This is a genomic window from Cognatitamlana onchidii (assembly GCF_004804355.1).
Taxonomy (GTDB): Bacteria; Bacteroidota; Bacteroidia; order Flavobacteriales; family Flavobacteriaceae; genus Cognatitamlana; species Cognatitamlana onchidii.
Genome location: NZ_SRWZ01000001.1, coordinates 192,089 through 207,609, shown reverse-complemented (window position 1 = coordinate 207,609; position 15,521 = coordinate 192,089). Strand labels below are relative to the sequence as shown.

Annotated in this window: 17 protein-coding genes; 4 read left to right on the top strand and 13 right to left on the bottom strand. The window is 33.3% G+C overall.

Annotated elements, in window-relative coordinates:
- Positions 1-68 precede the first annotated feature (68 nt).
- Positions 69-716: a hypothetical protein gene (locus E5D58_RS01000; RefSeq protein WP_136479969.1), complete on the bottom strand. Its 648-nt coding sequence runs from the start codon at positions 714-716 to the stop codon at positions 69-71.
- Between the two features lie 32 nt (positions 717-748).
- Here E5D58_RS01000 and E5D58_RS00995 point away from each other — a divergent pair, with 32 nt between their 5' ends.
- Together E5D58_RS00995 and E5D58_RS00990 are read left to right on the top strand one after the other, a co-directional pair.
- Entirely contained in the window at positions 749-1,549 is an 801-nt protein-coding gene (locus tag E5D58_RS00995; RefSeq protein WP_136479968.1) for a class I SAM-dependent methyltransferase, read from the top strand.
- Positions 1,550-1,643: 94 nt separating this feature from the next.
- On the top strand, positions 1,644-2,075 hold the full coding sequence (locus E5D58_RS00990) for a hypothetical protein (protein ID WP_136479967.1): 432 nt from the start codon (positions 1,644-1,646) through the stop codon (positions 2,073-2,075).
- A gap of 113 nt (positions 2,076-2,188) precedes the next feature.
- On the opposite strand, the gene msrA is transcribed toward E5D58_RS00990, so the two are convergent.
- The 3 genes from msrA to E5D58_RS00975 all read right to left on the bottom strand — a co-directional run bounded on the left by msrA (position 2,189) and on the right by E5D58_RS00975 (position 4,879).
- On the bottom strand, positions 2,189-2,842 hold the full coding sequence (msrA, locus tag E5D58_RS00985) for a peptide-methionine (S)-S-oxide reductase MsrA (RefSeq protein WP_136479966.1): 654 nt from the start codon (positions 2,840-2,842) through the stop codon (positions 2,189-2,191).
- Between the two features lie 159 nt (positions 2,843-3,001).
- A complete protein-coding gene (locus E5D58_RS00980) occupies positions 3,002-3,781 on the bottom strand; it encodes a zinc ribbon domain-containing protein (RefSeq protein ID WP_136479965.1) in 780 nt (259 codons plus the stop codon).
- Between the two features lie 3 nt (positions 3,782-3,784).
- Positions 3,785-4,879 carry a Nif3-like dinuclear metal center hexameric protein gene (locus tag E5D58_RS00975; protein ID WP_136479964.1) on the bottom strand — a complete coding sequence of 365 codons (1,095 nt, stop codon included), beginning with the start codon at positions 4,877-4,879 and terminating at the stop codon, positions 3,785-3,787.
- Between the two features lie 47 nt (positions 4,880-4,926).
- Between E5D58_RS00975 and lpxK the strand changes: the two genes are divergently transcribed.
- Complete coding sequence (gene lpxK / locus E5D58_RS00970; protein WP_136479963.1) at positions 4,927-5,931, top strand: tetraacyldisaccharide 4'-kinase; 1,005 nt, start codon at positions 4,927-4,929, stop codon at positions 5,929-5,931.
- Here lpxK and E5D58_RS00965 read toward each other — a convergent pair.
- The 7 genes from E5D58_RS00965 to E5D58_RS00935 are packed head-to-tail and all read right to left on the bottom strand — an operon-like array spanning position 5,918 to position 13,207.
- On the bottom strand, positions 5,918-8,155 hold the full coding sequence (locus tag E5D58_RS00965; RefSeq protein ID WP_136479962.1) for an ATP-binding protein: 2,238 nt from the start codon (positions 8,153-8,155) through the stop codon (positions 5,918-5,920). The two genes, lpxK and E5D58_RS00965, sit on opposite strands and share 14 nt — an antisense overlap.
- Before the next feature lie 29 nt (positions 8,156-8,184).
- On the bottom strand, positions 8,185-9,201 hold the full coding sequence (gene gap, locus E5D58_RS00960; protein ID WP_136479961.1) for a type I glyceraldehyde-3-phosphate dehydrogenase: 1,017 nt from the start codon (positions 9,199-9,201) through the stop codon (positions 8,185-8,187).
- 1 nt (position 9,202) lies between these two features.
- Positions 9,203-10,081 carry a lipoyl synthase gene (gene lipA, locus E5D58_RS00955; protein ID WP_136479960.1) on the bottom strand — a complete coding sequence of 293 codons (879 nt, stop codon included), beginning with the start codon at positions 10,079-10,081 and terminating at the stop codon, positions 9,203-9,205.
- Positions 10,082-10,132: 51 nt separating this feature from the next.
- A complete protein-coding gene (locus E5D58_RS00950; RefSeq protein WP_136479959.1) occupies positions 10,133-11,347 on the bottom strand; it encodes an Nramp family divalent metal transporter in 1,215 nt (404 codons plus the stop codon).
- Complete coding sequence (locus E5D58_RS00945) at positions 11,348-11,893, bottom strand: RNA polymerase sigma factor (protein WP_136479958.1); 546 nt, start codon at positions 11,891-11,893, stop codon at positions 11,348-11,350.
- Complete coding sequence (locus E5D58_RS00940) at positions 11,884-12,996, bottom strand: glycosyltransferase (RefSeq protein WP_136479957.1); 1,113 nt, start codon at positions 12,994-12,996, stop codon at positions 11,884-11,886. The genes E5D58_RS00945 and E5D58_RS00940 overlap by 10 nt, the downstream gene beginning before the upstream one ends.
- A 7-nt stretch (positions 12,997-13,003) precedes the next feature.
- Entirely contained in the window at positions 13,004-13,207 is a 204-nt protein-coding gene (locus tag E5D58_RS00935; RefSeq protein ID WP_136479956.1) for a membrane or secreted protein, read from the bottom strand.
- Positions 13,208-13,361: 154 nt separating this feature from the next.
- Here E5D58_RS00935 and aqpZ point away from each other — a divergent pair, with 154 nt between their 5' ends.
- Positions 13,362-14,048 (top strand): aquaporin Z, encoded by a 687-nt coding sequence (aqpZ, locus tag E5D58_RS00930; RefSeq protein WP_136479955.1) that lies wholly within the window; start codon positions 13,362-13,364, stop codon positions 14,046-14,048.
- 74 nt (positions 14,049-14,122) lie between these two features.
- Here aqpZ and E5D58_RS00925 read toward each other — a convergent pair whose 3' ends face one another.
- Complete coding sequence (locus E5D58_RS00925) at positions 14,123-14,914, bottom strand: anti-sigma factor (RefSeq protein WP_136479954.1); 792 nt, start codon at positions 14,912-14,914, stop codon at positions 14,123-14,125.
- 11 nt (positions 14,915-14,925) lie between these two features.
- Complete coding sequence (locus E5D58_RS00920; RefSeq protein WP_136479953.1) at positions 14,926-15,456, bottom strand: RNA polymerase sigma factor; 531 nt, start codon at positions 15,454-15,456, stop codon at positions 14,926-14,928.
- Positions 15,457-15,521 lie beyond the last annotated feature (65 nt).

The following is a 15,521-nucleotide window of genomic DNA, read 5'->3' as shown; positions in this document are numbered from 1 at the left end:
TACTATACTTTATATACGATAATGGGTCAGTATTTAGATGTTTTACTTACGGTTAGAGTTAAAAAAATTTAATTTGTCTTAACGCTAATATCGGTAAGCGTCAAATTCCAGTCGCCTTTGTTTCTTTTATGATCTTGAGCAATTTTTATACCGTTAAAATCCTTGTAGTTTTCAAAGGTGTTTATTAATCCAGCTTTTGGCTTATTTCCTTTTCTAAAGCCCCATTCTTTAATAGTATAAGTGTCGTCAAAATAAATGTCGTAAGCATCACCCGGTGTATAGCCTCCTTCCGAGCCATACAAAAGGGTAATTTTATTCATTTCAGTTTTACTAATAGGAGCTATCTCTTTAATAGGTTCCGAAATTGTTGTTCCAGCATCCCAAACCAACTGAAATGGAATTAATAACCAAAATTTATCGTTTGTAAAAGCGCGGTCTGTTTTTTTGGATAGACTGTCTATTGATTTTCTGTTGTAGTTTATAGTGTCCGTTTCTGTTATTAACGTTACATCATCAGTTTTTGGTTGCCATATCCAATTCCTTTTTTTGTTGAAAGTAAATTGAATTTCAGAAACGTTTTTCCAGTTTTCAAAACCATGTGCATTGGCTATTTTTTCTTCTGTAGAGAGCTTATTTATAAGAATTTTAGAAGCTTGCTTTTGTTTGCAACTTGTTATTATTGTAAGGAAGCAAAAGGAGTAAAGAAGTTTTTTCATAATTTAGATTTTAACAAAGATATTACTTGAAAATGACTAATAACGATAATTATTTTGAAACTAATAAAGCCACTTGGAATGCTAAGGTGAAAGTGCATGCAAAAAGTGATATGTATAGTTTAGAATCTTTTATGAACGGTAAATCGTCTCTAATGCCTTATGAATTGGCCACTTTAGGCGATGTTTCAGGGAAATCATTATTGCATTTGCAATGTCATTTTGGACAAGATACATTAAGTTGGAGTAGGTTAGGTGCTAAATGCACGGGTGTAGATTTGAGTGATGAAGGTATTGTTTTCGCTAAACAATTAAATAAGGAATTGAATTTAGATGCCAAGTTTATTTGTTGTAATGTTTTAGATACGTCTAGTGTTATAAAAGAGACTTTCGATATTGTTTTTACTAGTTACGGTGTAATAGGATGGTTGCCAGATTTAGAGCCTTGGGGACAAATGATTGCTGAGTGTTTAAAACCAGGGGGTGTTTTTTTTATGGCAGAATTTCATCCGATAGTATGGATGTTTGATTATTTAGAAAATGTACCAAAGTTAAAATACGGCTACATGCAAAAAGATGTTATTTATGAAGCATATGAAGGAACTTATGCAGATGAAAGTTCAAAAATTATGAGTAAAGAGTATACCTGGAATCATGGTTTGGGTGAAATAATTTCAGCTTTAAGCGAAGCAGGTCTGCGAATCGAATTTTTGAGGGAACATAACGAAAGTCCCTATAATGTTCTGCCTAATTTAATAAGGACACAGTCGGGTATGTATATAACAAAGGATAAGTTGTATCCTTTAATTTTTGAAATTAAAGCAACTAAACCTTAGGTAAAAAGCATCAGATTAGAAGTATAAAATAGTTGTAGCTTAGAAATAAATTGTAAATTAGATTAAACATTACAACCATAAAAACTTATTAATTATGAAGAAAACACTTTTTTTTACAGCACTACTAATTATGTGCCTTTCTACTCATGTTTTTGGTCAAGCCAGAAGTGAGCTTAACTTTGGTTTTGTAGGAGTAAACTATGAGATTCCAGTGCATAATGATATTACAATTGCTCCTGGTGCTGGAACTAATCTTAATTTGGATTGGTTAACCTTAGCTGTTCGAGCAAATTATTATTTTGATAATATCTTTGGTTTAACAGATGAGGCCTGGGATGTTTATGGTGGAGCTGGCGCAGGATATGCCATACATATTGGAGACGGAAATGATAGTAGTGGATTTGACATAGGACTCCATGTTGGTGGAAGATGGTTTTGGAATGATAAATGGGGTATTTTCTTAGAGTTTGGTGGAGGCAGTACCCAAGGAACAGCTGGAGCCTTAGGGGTTACTATGAAATTGTAAGCCCTCTTTTATTCTTAGATTTATATTATTCTTTTTTTCGAAATAGGCTGATATATTATAAACGTTAAACCCTTACTATTTTTAACATAGTAAGGGTTTGTGTTTTTAAATATTTAATGTTTTAAAAACTCTTTTGGGAACTTAGACTTAAATCTATTTAATCTCGGAATGGATACATTCTGAATATATGGATGATTGGGGTTGCGTTTTTCAAAATCTTGGTGATAATCTTCAGCAATCCAGAACTTTTGAAAGGGATAAACTTCTGCCGCTACCTTTATTTTTAAAGTCTTTTCCAATGAGTCCTTCTTTTTTAAAATGATGGCTTTTTGGTTTTCGTTTTGATAAAAAATGATAGAACGGTATTGCGAGCCTTTGTCGTTACCTTGCCCGTTGACTTGAGTCACGTTTTGAGAGGCAAAATATACATTCACCAAGGTTTCAAAACTTACAACTTTAGGATCGTAAATAATTTCAACGGCTTCGGCATGTCCAGTTTTCCCTGTATTGCTAGCCTTATAAGTGGGGTTATTAGTGTAGCCACCAGAATACCCTGATATGGATTCTTCAACGCCTTTTACGCTTTCGTAAATGGCTTCAACACACCAAAAACAACCACTTGCAAAATAGGCTCGGGCTTTTCCTTCTTTTATGGGTACTTCAACAGGCTGCGCTGTTATAACTGCTTGTTGTTTTGAGCTCACTTGAGCCGTATTGTGACAACTAAACAGAATGGTTACGATCAATAATGGTATTAGCTTTTTCATTTGAAATAATAGGTTTCATTTCCTAATTAAAGGTAATTTTATTAAAGTCTTACTTGATAGTAGACGAATAAAAACTTAAAACCTTAATAGTATGGTAAAAAATTTATCACAAAAAAAGCCCCCAATAAATGGAGGCTTAATCTTTATGATTAAAATGGATTAAAGTTTTGAAAAAAGTTTTTCCATTTTTTCTTTTTGTTCTTCAGCTAAAACGGCATCCACTAAAATTCTTCCACTATGCTCGTCTGTAATTACTTTTTTACGAGAAGCAATTTCAACCTGTATTTGTGGTGGGATGGTAAAGAAAGAACCTCCTGAAGCTCCTCTTTCAATAGGTACTACTGCTAATCCGTTCTTTACGTTGGTTCTTATTCTTGTATAGGCAGAGACTAAGCGTTCTTCGATTTGTCTCTTGTATTCCTCCGATTTTTCAAGCAAAGCTTGCTCTTCCTTTTCGGTTTCCGCTAATATAGCATCAAGTTCACCTTTTTTGTGCTTTAAGTGATTTTCACGTTCTTTTAAACGCTCTTTGGTCTCAGAAATAACTTCTTTCTTCTGCTCAATCTGAGCTTTAAATTCTTTAATATGCTTTTCAGCTAACTCTATTTCTAACTCTTGAAATTCAATTTCTTTAGTCAAAGAATTATATTCTCTGTTGTTTCTAACATTTTTTTGCTGTTCGGCATATTTTTTCATTAAAGCTTTTGATTCTTCAATCAAATTCTTTTTTCCAGCAATATCATTATCTATTACTTCCAAGTTAGCAACCAGTTTTTCTAGTCTTATGTTTAATCCAGCAACTTCATCCTCTAAATCACGAACTTCTAAAGGAAGTTCTCCGCGAACATTTCTTATTTCATCTATACGAGAATCGATGAGTTGTAAATCGTATAAAGCTCTTAAGCGCTCTTCAACAGTTACTTCTTTCTTTTTAGCCATACTTTAAAAATACTTAACAGGATTGGTATTTGTCTTTGATAAAATGATTGCAAAATTAGTAATTTTTTTTGTAAGAAGCGCTACTAAACCATTTTTTGTGAATTGCTCACTTTCGTAATGACCAATATCAGCTAAAAGGATGCTATCTTCTGCCGTAAAAAAATCGTGATATTTTAAATCTGAAGTTACAAAAACGTCTGCACCTGCTGCTTTGGCGGCTTGAATAGCAAAACTACCTGAGCCTCCTAAAACAGCTATTTTTTTGACCGGTTTGTTTAAAAAAGCAGAATGTCTTATACAAGGTGTGTTCATTTTGGTTTTTAGATAGTCCAGAAACTTCGGTTCGCTTAACGATTCGGGGAGCTCCGCAATCATGCCCATACCAATAGCTTGATTTTTGTTTTCTAAACTAATCACTTCATAGGCCACCTCTTCGTAAGAATGATTTTTAAACAGTGCTTTTAAAATTCTAGATTCTAAATGCTTTTCAAAGGTTACAGTTATTTTGGTTTCATTTTCCTTGTGAATAGTTCCTTTTATGCCTTTAGTAGGATTTGATTCCTTATTACCGTTAAAGGTCCCAATACCATCAATATTAAAACTACAGTCGCTATAGTTACCAATCTTCCCTGCTCCAGCTTTAAACAAAGCTGTCCTTAACAAGTCTGCTTCAGCTGCAGGAACATAGGTTGTTAGTTTTTTAATATTCCCATTTTGTGGTATTAAAATACGTTTATTAATCAACTCCAATCGATCACAGATCATACTATTCACGCCGTTTATGGCATTATCTAAGGCTGTATGCATGCTGTAAATGGCAATATCGTTTTTTATGGCTTTCATTACGGCACGTTCAACATAGTTTTTACCATTTAGTTTTTTTAAACCTTTAAAGATTATGGGATGAAAACTAACAATTACATTACATTTTTCTGAAATAGCTTCGTCAACAACAGATTCAAGGGTGTCAAGTGTAACCAGAATGCCAGTAACTTTTTGTTGTTTGTCTCCTACCAGAAGCCCTACATTGTCAAAGTCTTCTGCATAGGCCAATGGCGCAAATTCTTCAATATGGTTTATAACGTCTTGTACAATCATACTAATTTGTATTTAATTTCAAAGATAAAAGAATTACTTTCGTTGCTATGAACCTACTAAGAAAATTATTGTTTCCTGTTGTTCCCATTTATTATATGGTTACTTGGTTGCGAAACAAGTTATATGATGTTGGAATGAAACCTTCTATATCATATAACTTCCCAGTAATTTGTGTTGGGAATTTAAGTGTTGGGGGTACAGGAAAAACACCCATGATAGAGTATTTAATAGAGTCATTAAAAGATGATTATAAAGTAGCAACATTAAGTAGGGGATATAAAAGAAAAACACAAGGTTTCCGTTTAGCAGATTCTAATGACTCTGCCGATACTATTGGAGATGAACCATTTCAATTTTACACAAAGTATCATAACGATGGTGTTGGCGTTGCAGTAGATGCTAATAGGCGACGTGGGATTAATAACTTAAAGGCATTTGAACCAGAGGTTATCTTATTAGACGATGCCTATCAGCACAGAAAGGTGAAGGCAGGCTTTAATATTTTACTTACCACATTTAAAAAACCTTATTATAAAGATATTGTTTTGCCATTTGGTGACTTGCGTGAACCTAAAAGTGGGGCTAAACGAGCCAATGCAATTGTTGTTACGAAGTGCCCTCCAGACTTAAATGATTCAGAAAAAAATAAGATAATAAAGTATATAAGCCCATTAGCACATCAAAAAGTTTTTTTTAGTGCAATATCCTATTCAAAATTGGTTTATTCTACCAATGATTCTATCGAACTTAGTTCTTTGCGAAGATTTACGTTGGTTACTGGTATTGCCAATGCCTTCCCGTTAGTAGATTTTCTAAAAGGTGAAACTCTATTATTTGATCATTTAGAGTTTAACGATCATCATAATTTTTCTGAAGATGATATTATGAATCTGTCTAAAAAAGAGTTAATACTAACTACCGAAAAAGACTTTATGCGCTTAAAACAATATGAAATACTTGAACATAAGCTCTATTATTTACCAATAGCTGTTACTATTGATGACGCCGCAGGATTTAATGAGTACATTTTAGACTTTGTTAAGCATTCGTAGAACTTCCTTTTTTTGAAGCTAGGGCGTTATAAAGCTTTTTCTCGAATTCTTCTTGTTTGAAAGGTTTGGGTATAATATCTGTAAAACCAGCTTCTTCAAATTCATGCATTTTATCTTCAATAGTAACTGCTGTAAGTGCGAATATGGTTAATTCTTTATCAAATGACCTAACAATTTTAGTCGCTTCAATACCACTTATTCCTGGCATATGAATATCCATTAAAATTATGTTATAGTCGTTGGCTTTTATCATATCTACAGCATCTTCTCCATTGTCTACAATATCACATTTTAACTCCATTTTGGTAAGAATCTTTTTAGTGATCATTTGGTTTATTTTGTTGTCTTCAACCACTAAAATCTTCACATTGGTTAAGTCTAGATCTTCTTTGTTACCATCAAAATAATTCACTTTTTTCTCTTTAGCTTCTTCTACAGTAGTATGCTCAAGAGGAATTTCAAAATAGAAAGTCGTTCCTTTTTCTAATTCACTTTTAACGTATATTTTACCTTTAAGAATATCGATAAGCCCTTTTACAATGGATAACCCTAATCCTGTACCGCCGTATTTACGATTGATTTGAATAGAGCCTTGAGAGAAACTCTCAAACATATGATCCTGCTTTTCTTGACTTATACCAATACCATTGTCTTCAACTTCAAATCTTAAGGTGTAAATTTTACCAGCTTCTTCAATTTTATAAACGCGAATCCAGATATCTCCATCTTTGGTGAATTTAATTGAGTTACCAACTAAATTGATTAGTATCTGAGAAATCTTCAGTTGATCTGCGATAAAGTTTTCAGTCAGATTTTGATCGTATTCAAAGTGAATTTTAACATTATTGTCTTGAGCAGAGTTGTTTAGTGCAAGAATAATGTTGTTTATCTTCTTTTTAAGATTAAAAGGTTCTAATTCTACCTCAACCTTATTAGCCTCAATTTTATTAATTTGAAGAATATCATTTATAAAGGTTAACAAATAATCTCCCGAAAACTTTAAAGATTTTAAATGCTGAACTTGTTCTGGTTTCGGGTTTTCTTCGAGAAGCATATTACTTAAACCAGTAACTGCGTACAAAGGTGTTCTTAACTCGTGTGTTACGGTAGATAAGAAATTAGCTTTTGTCTTAGATGCTAACTCAGCCTTTTCTTTTGCAATAATTAACTCCCCGTTTTTTTTATGGAGCATATTATTGGTTTTTAGTCTAATATTGTTGTTTTTGTAGAGTGATAAGGTTAGAAGCGATAAGATGGTAATTAAAGCAACACTTAAAATAGAAATTAAAGTTCCTAAATTTTTATCGTCTTCAGCCTGTTCTAGTTTTTCAACAATTTGGTTGTTCTTTTCAATTTCTTCATTGAGTAAATATTGAGTTTCTTGATCTTGGGAGGAATGAATTTTAGTTAAACCCCTTATAGAATCAGATAACTTTAAATAGGCATTTAAATAGTTTCTAGAAGCTTTATAATCTCCAATATTGTTGTAAAGATTACTAAGTATAAGATACCCCTCATTTAATATATTGCTATAGTTTGCCTGTTTTGCTATTTGAATACCTTCTATGCCTACAGCCAAAGCCTTGTCATTATTTCCAAGCTTGTCATAAACCAGAGCATGGTTAATTAAAGCTTCACTTTGTGTTCTAGGATAATCATACTTTATAGTAATAGCCAGTGCTTGTTCAATAACATCTCTGGCTTTATTATAGTTTTTTAAAGCAATATAGGTTTTGCCTTCGCAAAGCAAGGTTTCCGCAAGTTCCTCGTTTAATTCTTCTTCTTCAAATTTCGATTTGGCCGCTCTATAAGAATCCAATGCTGAATAATAGTCTGCTTTAGCTAAATATACATCGCCAAAAGTTTTATAAGAGCCCCCAAGATTAAAGTTATCATCGATGATTCTTTGAACCTCAATGGCCTTATTTAGGGATTTTATAGCTCTGTCTTCTTGTTCAATAAGAAGCTGGATACGCCCCTTGAGCGCATATATTAAGCCAATACTTTTCTTATTATCTAATTTTTCGGCCAGTAATAATGCATCATCCAAATGTTTCTGCGCATTAAAATAGTTGTATTTTTTTAGTTCAATCTGAGATTGAGAAATACGATAACTAATGTTATTTTGGGCTATTTCTGGATCTTCCTCTATCGACTTCTGAGCTGATAGGCAACAGCTGAAAAGTAAAATTATGATATATATGTAATGTTTATTATGGGACATAATTACTTAAGATTCATCGACAAATATAATTATTTTATCGATAAAAGACACTTTTTTTCCGACAAATTACATATTAAGTCAATTATTCTTTGAGAATATCCTGTTTCATTGTCATACCAGCCAATAATTTTAACCATGGTTCCAATGACTGATGTCATTTTCGAGTCGAATATACAAGAATGCGGGTTCCCTACAATATCAATAGAGACAATAGGATCTTTGGTATACTCTAAAATACCTTTGTATTTATTTTTTGAAGCCGCTTTAAACGCTTGATTTACCTCCTCAATAGAAACTTCCTTTTCAACATTAAATGTGATATCTGTTAAAGAACCATTGATAACAGGGACTCTAATGCCGCAACCACCAATAACTTCTGATAACTCTGGAAATATTTTTGTGAGGGCTTTAGCGGCACCTGTGGTAGTTGGAACAATGGACTGCCCTGCGGCACGAGAACGTCTTAGGTCTCGGTGGGGTTGGTCATGTAAACTTTGGTCAGTGGTATATGAATGTACAGTTGTAATATAAGCTTGCTTGATACCACATAGCTCATTAATAACATCTATCATTGGGGCTGCATTATTGGTAGTACAAGAAGCGTTAGATATAATGCGTTCTTCCCCAGTAATAATATGGTGGTTAACTCCTAAAACAATGGTTTTAATTTGGTCTTCTGCAGCAGGAACACTTAAAATAACTTGTTGAGCCCCATTTTTTATATGATAATTTAACTCTCGAGAAGTTTTAAACTTTCCGGAGGATTCAATAACAAAATCCACCTTAAAGGGCTTCCAGTTTATTAGCTTGGGATGTTTATGATTTAGAATTGGGATTTTTGCGCCTGCTACTTCAATCTGATTTTGGCTAAAACTAATTTCACGTTGGTAGGTTCCATGAACGCTGTCATACTTTAGTAAATGACTTAGTGTTTCAGGGTTTGCCAAATCGTTGATAGCAACCACTTGAAAATCGGGGTGATTATCGAGCAACCTAAACACCCGTCTTCCTATTCTACCAAAACCATTGATAGCAATATTAATCATACTAGTTGATGTGCTTTTGAGCTCTATATGAAGACCTAACTAGGGCGCTACTTTCTACATGACGGAACCCTAAGCCCAAACCAATTTCTTCGTATTCTTTAAATTGATCTGGGGTTATAAATTGTTTTACCGGCAAATGCTTTTTACTTGGTTGTAAATATTGACCAATAGTTACAACGTCTACATCATTTTCTTTTAAGTCGTTAAGCGTTTGTATAACCTCTTCTCGCGTTTCTCCTAATCCAAGCATAATCCCTGATTTTGTTCTGCGCTGGCCTTGGGTTTTTAAATACTTAAGAACTCCCATGCTTCTGTCGTACTGAGCTTGAATTCTAACCTGTCTTGTAAGGCGGCGAACCGTTTCAATATTATGTGAAACTACTTCGGGTGCTACATCAATAATTCTATCAATATGTCTTTCAATACCTTGAAAATCAGGGATGAGTGTTTCCAGTGTTGTATTGGGGTTCATGCGTCTTACTGCTTTTACAGTTTCAGACCACATAATGCTCCCCATATCTTTTAAATCGTCCCGATCCACACTAGTTAGAACGGCATGTTTGATATTCATAATTTTTATGGATCGAGCCACTTTTTCGGGTTCATCCCAATCTACAGTTTCTGGCCTACCTGTTTTTACCCCACAAAAACCACAAGATCTTGTACAAATATTACCTAAAATCATAAAGGTTGCAGTACCTTCTCCCCAACATTCACCCATATTAGGACAACTACCAGAGGTGCATATCGTATTAAGCTTATACTTATCTACTAAACCCCTTAGTTCTGTGTATTTTTTTCCTGTTGGTAGTTTAACGCGTAGCCATTTGGGTTTGGCCTGACGTTCTGGTAAGATATTTGAAGTAGTATTACTGTCCATAATCAAAAAAATATGAGCTGCAAAGATACAAAGTATTCTTTTGAAATTATCCTAAAGCGTTGCAAGATACCATAGGCTAAATCCTATTAAAAAAAGAATACCTGAAATGCTTAAACCATGCATAAATTTGGAAGGTCTCCACTTTTTTGGTGTATGTTTTCCAGAAATCAAAATATAATTAATTATCGCATAAAAAGGAGCTGTTATAAAAGATAAAATTGTTGCCACTTTTATGAGAAATCCCATTTCTGAAGCCAAAAAAATAAAAATGCCAATAGTTCCCAACGAGAGCAATGTAATCCAAAATTTATAATTAAAATAGGAAGTTTTATTTGACAGTAATTCGACCGTTTTACTCATGGCTCTTGGAGAAGCATCTAAGGTGGTTAGTGTTGTGCTAAACATGGTGGTAAAAGCAGCTATTCCTATTATAATATAAGACCAATTACCTAGATTTGTGGTGTACATTTTTATTAACTGGCTAGAAAAAACTCCAGCTGAATTACTAAATACTTCGCCGCTTTTATACATTACTAGTGTTCCTAAAAGAAGAAACCCTAAGCCTAGGGTAATGGTTCCCATATACCCCACATTAAAGTCGAATAAGGCAGATTTGGTGTTGTAGCTTTTAGTAGCTTTATTTTTTTCAATGGACCATAATGATTGCCAAATGGAAATATCGAGAGGGGCAGGCATCCAGCCCATAAAGGCAATTAAAAAAGCTATTTCAACACCGTTTTTAGGTAGAATTTGATTGAAAGAGATATGTGAGGTGTTATTAAAGAGTGCAATACTTACTGCTACAATAGTACTTAATGTAAGAGTGACAATAATAATTTTTATAAGGTTGTCAAGTAGTTTATATCGACCAACAATTAATAACCCTAAGCAAACCAGTAAAACAATGATAGTCCACATTTCAATACTAATGAAATCCCCAAAAATAGAAGAGGCTAGCCCGGCTGTTACAATGGTTACTGCTGTTTGAATGGTGAAAATTGTTGCTAAACTTAATATTAAATAAGCAATTAAGACACCTCTACCAAGTTTTTTGTAACCGTCTAATAGTGTTTCGCCAGTAGCTGTAGCATACCTAGGGCCAAATTGAAAAAAAGGATATTTAAATAGGTTAACAAGTAACAGTGCCCAAACAAACCCTAGGCCAAAATCGGCTCCGGCTCTAGTAGATTGTACTAAATGAGAAACTCCAATGGCTGCTCCTGCAAATAATAGCCCCGGACCAAGATTTTTTAATTTCGAAAGCATTTATTTTTCTCTAATAATTTCGGAAAGTAGCTTCTTTGCCCGCAATAATTTAACTTTTATATTATTCATTGGTTCATCCAACTGTTGAGAGATTTCTTTATAACTCAATTCTTGAAAATATCTTAAGTTAATAATTTCTTGATAGTGTGGTTTTAGTTTTTTAATATCTCTTAATAGTTTAGCTAAGTGCTGCTCTGTAATGAGTTTGTCTTCGGGAGAAGGAGATTCATCAAGTATTTGATAGGCTTCTTTATCGTTTTTTGATAAGATTTGAGCGATCGAATTTTTTTCCTTTCTTAATAAATCAATATGAATATTTTTAGAAATCGAAATAAGCCAAGTTTTAAACTTGTAATTTTCATCAAATGTATCAATTTTATCAAAAGCTCTTGAGAAAGTTTGTATGGTAATATCCTCAGCGTCATTTTCATTTTGAGTGCGCTTTAGTTGAAAACCGTAAACACTATCCCAATATATGTCCAATAAGTAATTAAATGCCTTTTGGTCATTTTTTTTGGCAAGTTTAATAGCTTCGTTTATTTCCAATGGTTGGGTTTTGAAATAAGATTGTTTATAAAGATAATCAATTGAGAAATAATTAAAAAGATTTCTAAAAAGGGAAGCACAACCAAAAGATCTGTTTCATTTAGTTTTTTTGAAGCTGGCACAAATACGATATACTGGATTATAATTTTTAATAAAAACAAGCCTAAAACTATCGGCCATTTAAAGCTATTTAGGCATAACAAAATTGCGAGTAACCAAAATAATAAACCTGAAACATATAGGACGCTTAAAATTACTTTATGAGATGGTTTATAGTATTTAGCGGTAGATACATGTCTCCTTTTTTGTTTAAACCATGTCGCAAAAGTTGTTTTTGGCTTAGATTCTGTAAATGTTTCTTTCAATACGCATATGGCAGTATTCTCTGCATTGGCTACTTGATTAACAAATAAATCATCATCACCAGATTTTACTTTAATATGATTAATAAATCCGTTTGCCTTGAAAAAGGCTTTTTTTGTATACGCCAAATTTCTTCCAACACCCATATATGGCATTCCCACTAAAGCAAAAGAAAAATAGTTTATGGCTGTAACCATGGTTTCAAACCTTACAACTTTGTTCAAAAATGAATTTTTAATTTTTGAATAGGCGCCATAACCTAAAATAATTTCTTTCTTCGTATTAAATCGGGCACTCATTTCCTTAATCCAATATTTTGATAAAGGTTTGCAGTCTGCATCTGTGAATATTAAGTGGTTATGAGTTGATGCTTTGATGCCCAATGTTAGAGCATATTTTTTATTACCCCAAAAAGCTTCGGTACTTTTTACATCAACAATCTTAACATTGTTATGAAGGTTCTCAAAATACTCCATAACCTCCAGAGTATTGTCTTTTGAAGAATCATTGATAAGTAAAATTTCAAATTCTGAATATTCCTGATCGATTATTGAAGGTAAAAAAGTCTTTAAATTTTCAGCTTCATTCTTAGCACAGATAATAACAGATACTGGAACTTCTTTTAAAACGGTTTTCTCTGGTTTCAAGAATGAAAACCTTGAAAATAGCAGCAAGTAAAAGGTAATTTGAATAATAACTACAACTAGAAATGTGTAGAAAACCAGATCAATAAGCCCCATGAATTATTTATGAATGTTGAGGTTCTTTACATTCACTAAATTGGTCGGGTGTTTTACCACAAAACCCACAAGCTTCACCTTCCCTATTTAGAACGGGGTTTTGACTAGCACAAGTACCAGCAAATTTACCGTCTTTTTTCGCCCATATTTTAATGGCAATGCCAGCAATTCCTATTCCTAAGAGTACAATGGTAATTAAAAGAAGTTTCATTTATAAATCATAAAGGGTTTACGCAAAGATATAGTTTTAGGCGCTAATTTATATAAGAAAATGGGCTAAAAAGAAGTGACTAACTATTTGTTTTGGGTCCTATTTACAAATTATTCGTACATTTAATTACTAACCTTTTAAAATCATTATGATTATGAAAAAATTATTTGCAGAGTTTTTTGGAACTTTTTGGCTTGTCTTTGGCGGCTGTGGTAGTGCTATTTTTGCGGCAGGATACCCAGATTTAGGCATTGGCTTTGTAGGAGTGTCTTTGGCCTTTGGTCTTACTGTGTTAACCATGGCTTATGCTGTAGGGCATATTTCTGGTGGCCATTTTAATCCTGCGGTTTCATTTGGGTTATGGGCAGGAGGCAAGTTTGAAACAAAAGATTTGGCAGGCTATATAATTGCGCAATTAATAGGGGCATTTGTAGCAGCTGGAGCGCTCTATTTAATAGTAACAAATAAGACTGATTTTACAAGCCTTGGTGGCTTTGCTGCAAACGGTTATGGCGACTTATCGCCCGATGGATATTCTATGACGGCAGCACTAATTGCCGAATTTTTATTGACCATGTTTTTTCTGTTGATTATTTTAGGGAGTACTAATGAAAGAGCGCCAAAAGGGTTTGCGCCTATAGCTATAGGTTTAGGACTTACACTGATTCATTTAATAAGTATTCCTATAACCAATACCTCTGTAAATCCTGCAAGATCAACGAGTCAGGCTATATTTGCTGGTGGTGAATTTGTTGGTCAGTTATGGTTATTTTGGGTAGCACCTATTGCTGGGGCTATAGTTGCAGGCTTTATTCATAAAGCCTTATTTGATAAAGAATAATGTATTTTAATTTAATGAATACAAAAAAGCCTCGTTTTTTTAAACGAGGCTTTCACTTTTTAGTTCAATGGATTTTATTGTAAACTAATTTGTGCTACAGAGTTTTCAACAGAAGCAATACTATTACCTCCTTTAGGCTCTATAGTTATACTTAAAGCTAAGGCATCTTCCATGTAAGGAATGTTTCTAAGTTTTCTATCTGCTTTATCTAATACACCAAGATTAACCATTTTTCCTTGTAGCTCTGCCCATATTTGGTAGCATTGTTCGGGTGGTAGCTCTGGTAATGAAACAACATCAATCATCGATGTCTTTTCTTTCGCATTAATATAAGCAACGGTCTTTAAATCTTTAGCCCTTTCATTACCCTTAATAATGTATTTTTCGGTCTCAGGGTTATTCAGTTTTAAAAGCTGTCTCATGACATTATCAAGCATTTTATTGTTTTGATCAATGTCATTTCTTAAATCAAAAATTTCGTCAACAACTATCTGGTTTTCTTCGGATAATTTTTGATTCTGATTATAGAATATATAAGAAGTACCAGCAAAAATTAAGGCTGCAACACTGGCGGCAACGCTATATTTGTACCATTTCTTATAGGTCTTCTTAGTACTACTTAAAGTAATAACGGGCTTTTCATTAAGTTCATCCAAGATGTCTAACAGGACTTTCTTTGGAGCTTCAATAGCATTGCTTTTAGCAACAACTTCCAAATTAAATTGCAATGTATTGTATGCATTATGCACATCAGGATATTTTGCAATATAAGACTCAACCATTTCTGCTTCCACAGTTGTGGTATCACCTAAAAGATATTTTTCTAATAGGCCAGAACTTAAAAAAGTATTTATTTTCTCATTCATGACTTTATGTTTTAAGGATTGTAAATCTTTTTCAATTCTCTCAAACCAATTTTTAATCGTGATTTTATAGTCCCTAGAGGGATATTTAACTCATCGCTAGCTTCCTGCTGCGTCATACCTTCAAAAAATAAGGCGTCAATAACTATTTGATACTTTTCATCTAAACTTTTTAGATGCTTTTTTATATCCATAACATCCTGATTTAATTCGGTGGATGTTATTTTATATACGGCAGATGTTTCAATCTGGACTTCATTTCCAGTTTTATTTTTTTGTGATCTCACTTTATCAATAGCCGTATTGTAAGCTATTCTATAGAGCCAAGTAAATAGTTTTGCTTTGCTCGAATCGTATTTTTTAGCATAGCGCCAAATTTTAACAAAGGTTTCTTGAAGCACATCTTGCGCTGTATCTTCATCTGTAATGATCTTTTGAATAACACCGTATAGGGAGTCAGCATAGTTCTCATAAAGCAAGCTAATGGCTTTTTTATCGCCATCTTGTAATAAACTTACTATTTGTTTTTCTATTGCTGTAATCAAGTCAGATTTTTTTAAATAATGAGAAATACTACAAATTTCCTAATTCAAAGTTAGAAATTTCTTTT

What these genes read in the sequence shown, in the direction of transcription:
- E5D58_RS01000 (WP_136479969.1), bottom strand. Translation starts at nt 716, where the DNA reads ATGAAAAAACTTCTTTACTCCTTTTGCTTCCTTACAATAATAACAAGT.
- E5D58_RS00995 (WP_136479968.1), top strand. Translation starts at nt 749, where the DNA reads ATGACTAATAACGATAATTATTTTGAAACTAATAAAGCCACTTGGAAT.
- E5D58_RS00990 (WP_136479967.1), top strand. Translation starts at nt 1,644, where the DNA reads ATGAAGAAAACACTTTTTTTTACAGCACTACTAATTATGTGCCTTTCT.
- msrA (WP_136479966.1), bottom strand. Translation starts at nt 2,842, where the DNA reads ATGAAAAAGCTAATACCATTATTGATCGTAACCATTCTGTTTAGTTGT.
- E5D58_RS00980 (WP_136479965.1), bottom strand. Translation starts at nt 3,781, where the DNA reads ATGGCTAAAAAGAAAGAAGTAACTGTTGAAGAGCGCTTAAGAGCTTTA.
- E5D58_RS00975 (WP_136479964.1), bottom strand. Translation starts at nt 4,879, where the DNA reads ATGATTGTACAAGACGTTATAAACCATATTGAAGAATTTGCGCCATTG.
- lpxK (WP_136479963.1), top strand. Translation starts at nt 4,927, where the DNA reads ATGAACCTACTAAGAAAATTATTGTTTCCTGTTGTTCCCATTTATTAT.
- E5D58_RS00965 (WP_136479962.1), bottom strand. Translation starts at nt 8,155, where the DNA reads ATGTCCCATAATAAACATTACATATATATCATAATTTTACTTTTCAGC.
- gap (WP_136479961.1), bottom strand. Translation starts at nt 9,201, where the DNA reads ATGATTAATATTGCTATCAATGGTTTTGGTAGAATAGGAAGACGGGTG.
- lipA (WP_136479960.1), bottom strand. Translation starts at nt 10,081, where the DNA reads ATGGACAGTAATACTACTTCAAATATCTTACCAGAACGTCAGGCCAAA.
- E5D58_RS00950 (WP_136479959.1), bottom strand. Translation starts at nt 11,347, where the DNA reads ATGCTTTCGAAATTAAAAAATCTTGGTCCGGGGCTATTATTTGCAGGA.
- E5D58_RS00940 (WP_136479957.1), bottom strand. Translation starts at nt 12,996, where the DNA reads ATGGGGCTTATTGATCTGGTTTTCTACACATTTCTAGTTGTAGTTATT.
- E5D58_RS00935 (WP_136479956.1), bottom strand. Translation starts at nt 13,207, where the DNA reads ATGAAACTTCTTTTAATTACCATTGTACTCTTAGGAATAGGAATTGCT.
- aqpZ (WP_136479955.1), top strand. Translation starts at nt 13,362, where the DNA reads ATGAAAAAATTATTTGCAGAGTTTTTTGGAACTTTTTGGCTTGTCTTT.
- E5D58_RS00925 (WP_136479954.1), bottom strand. Translation starts at nt 14,914, where the DNA reads ATGAATGAGAAAATAAATACTTTTTTAAGTTCTGGCCTATTAGAAAAA.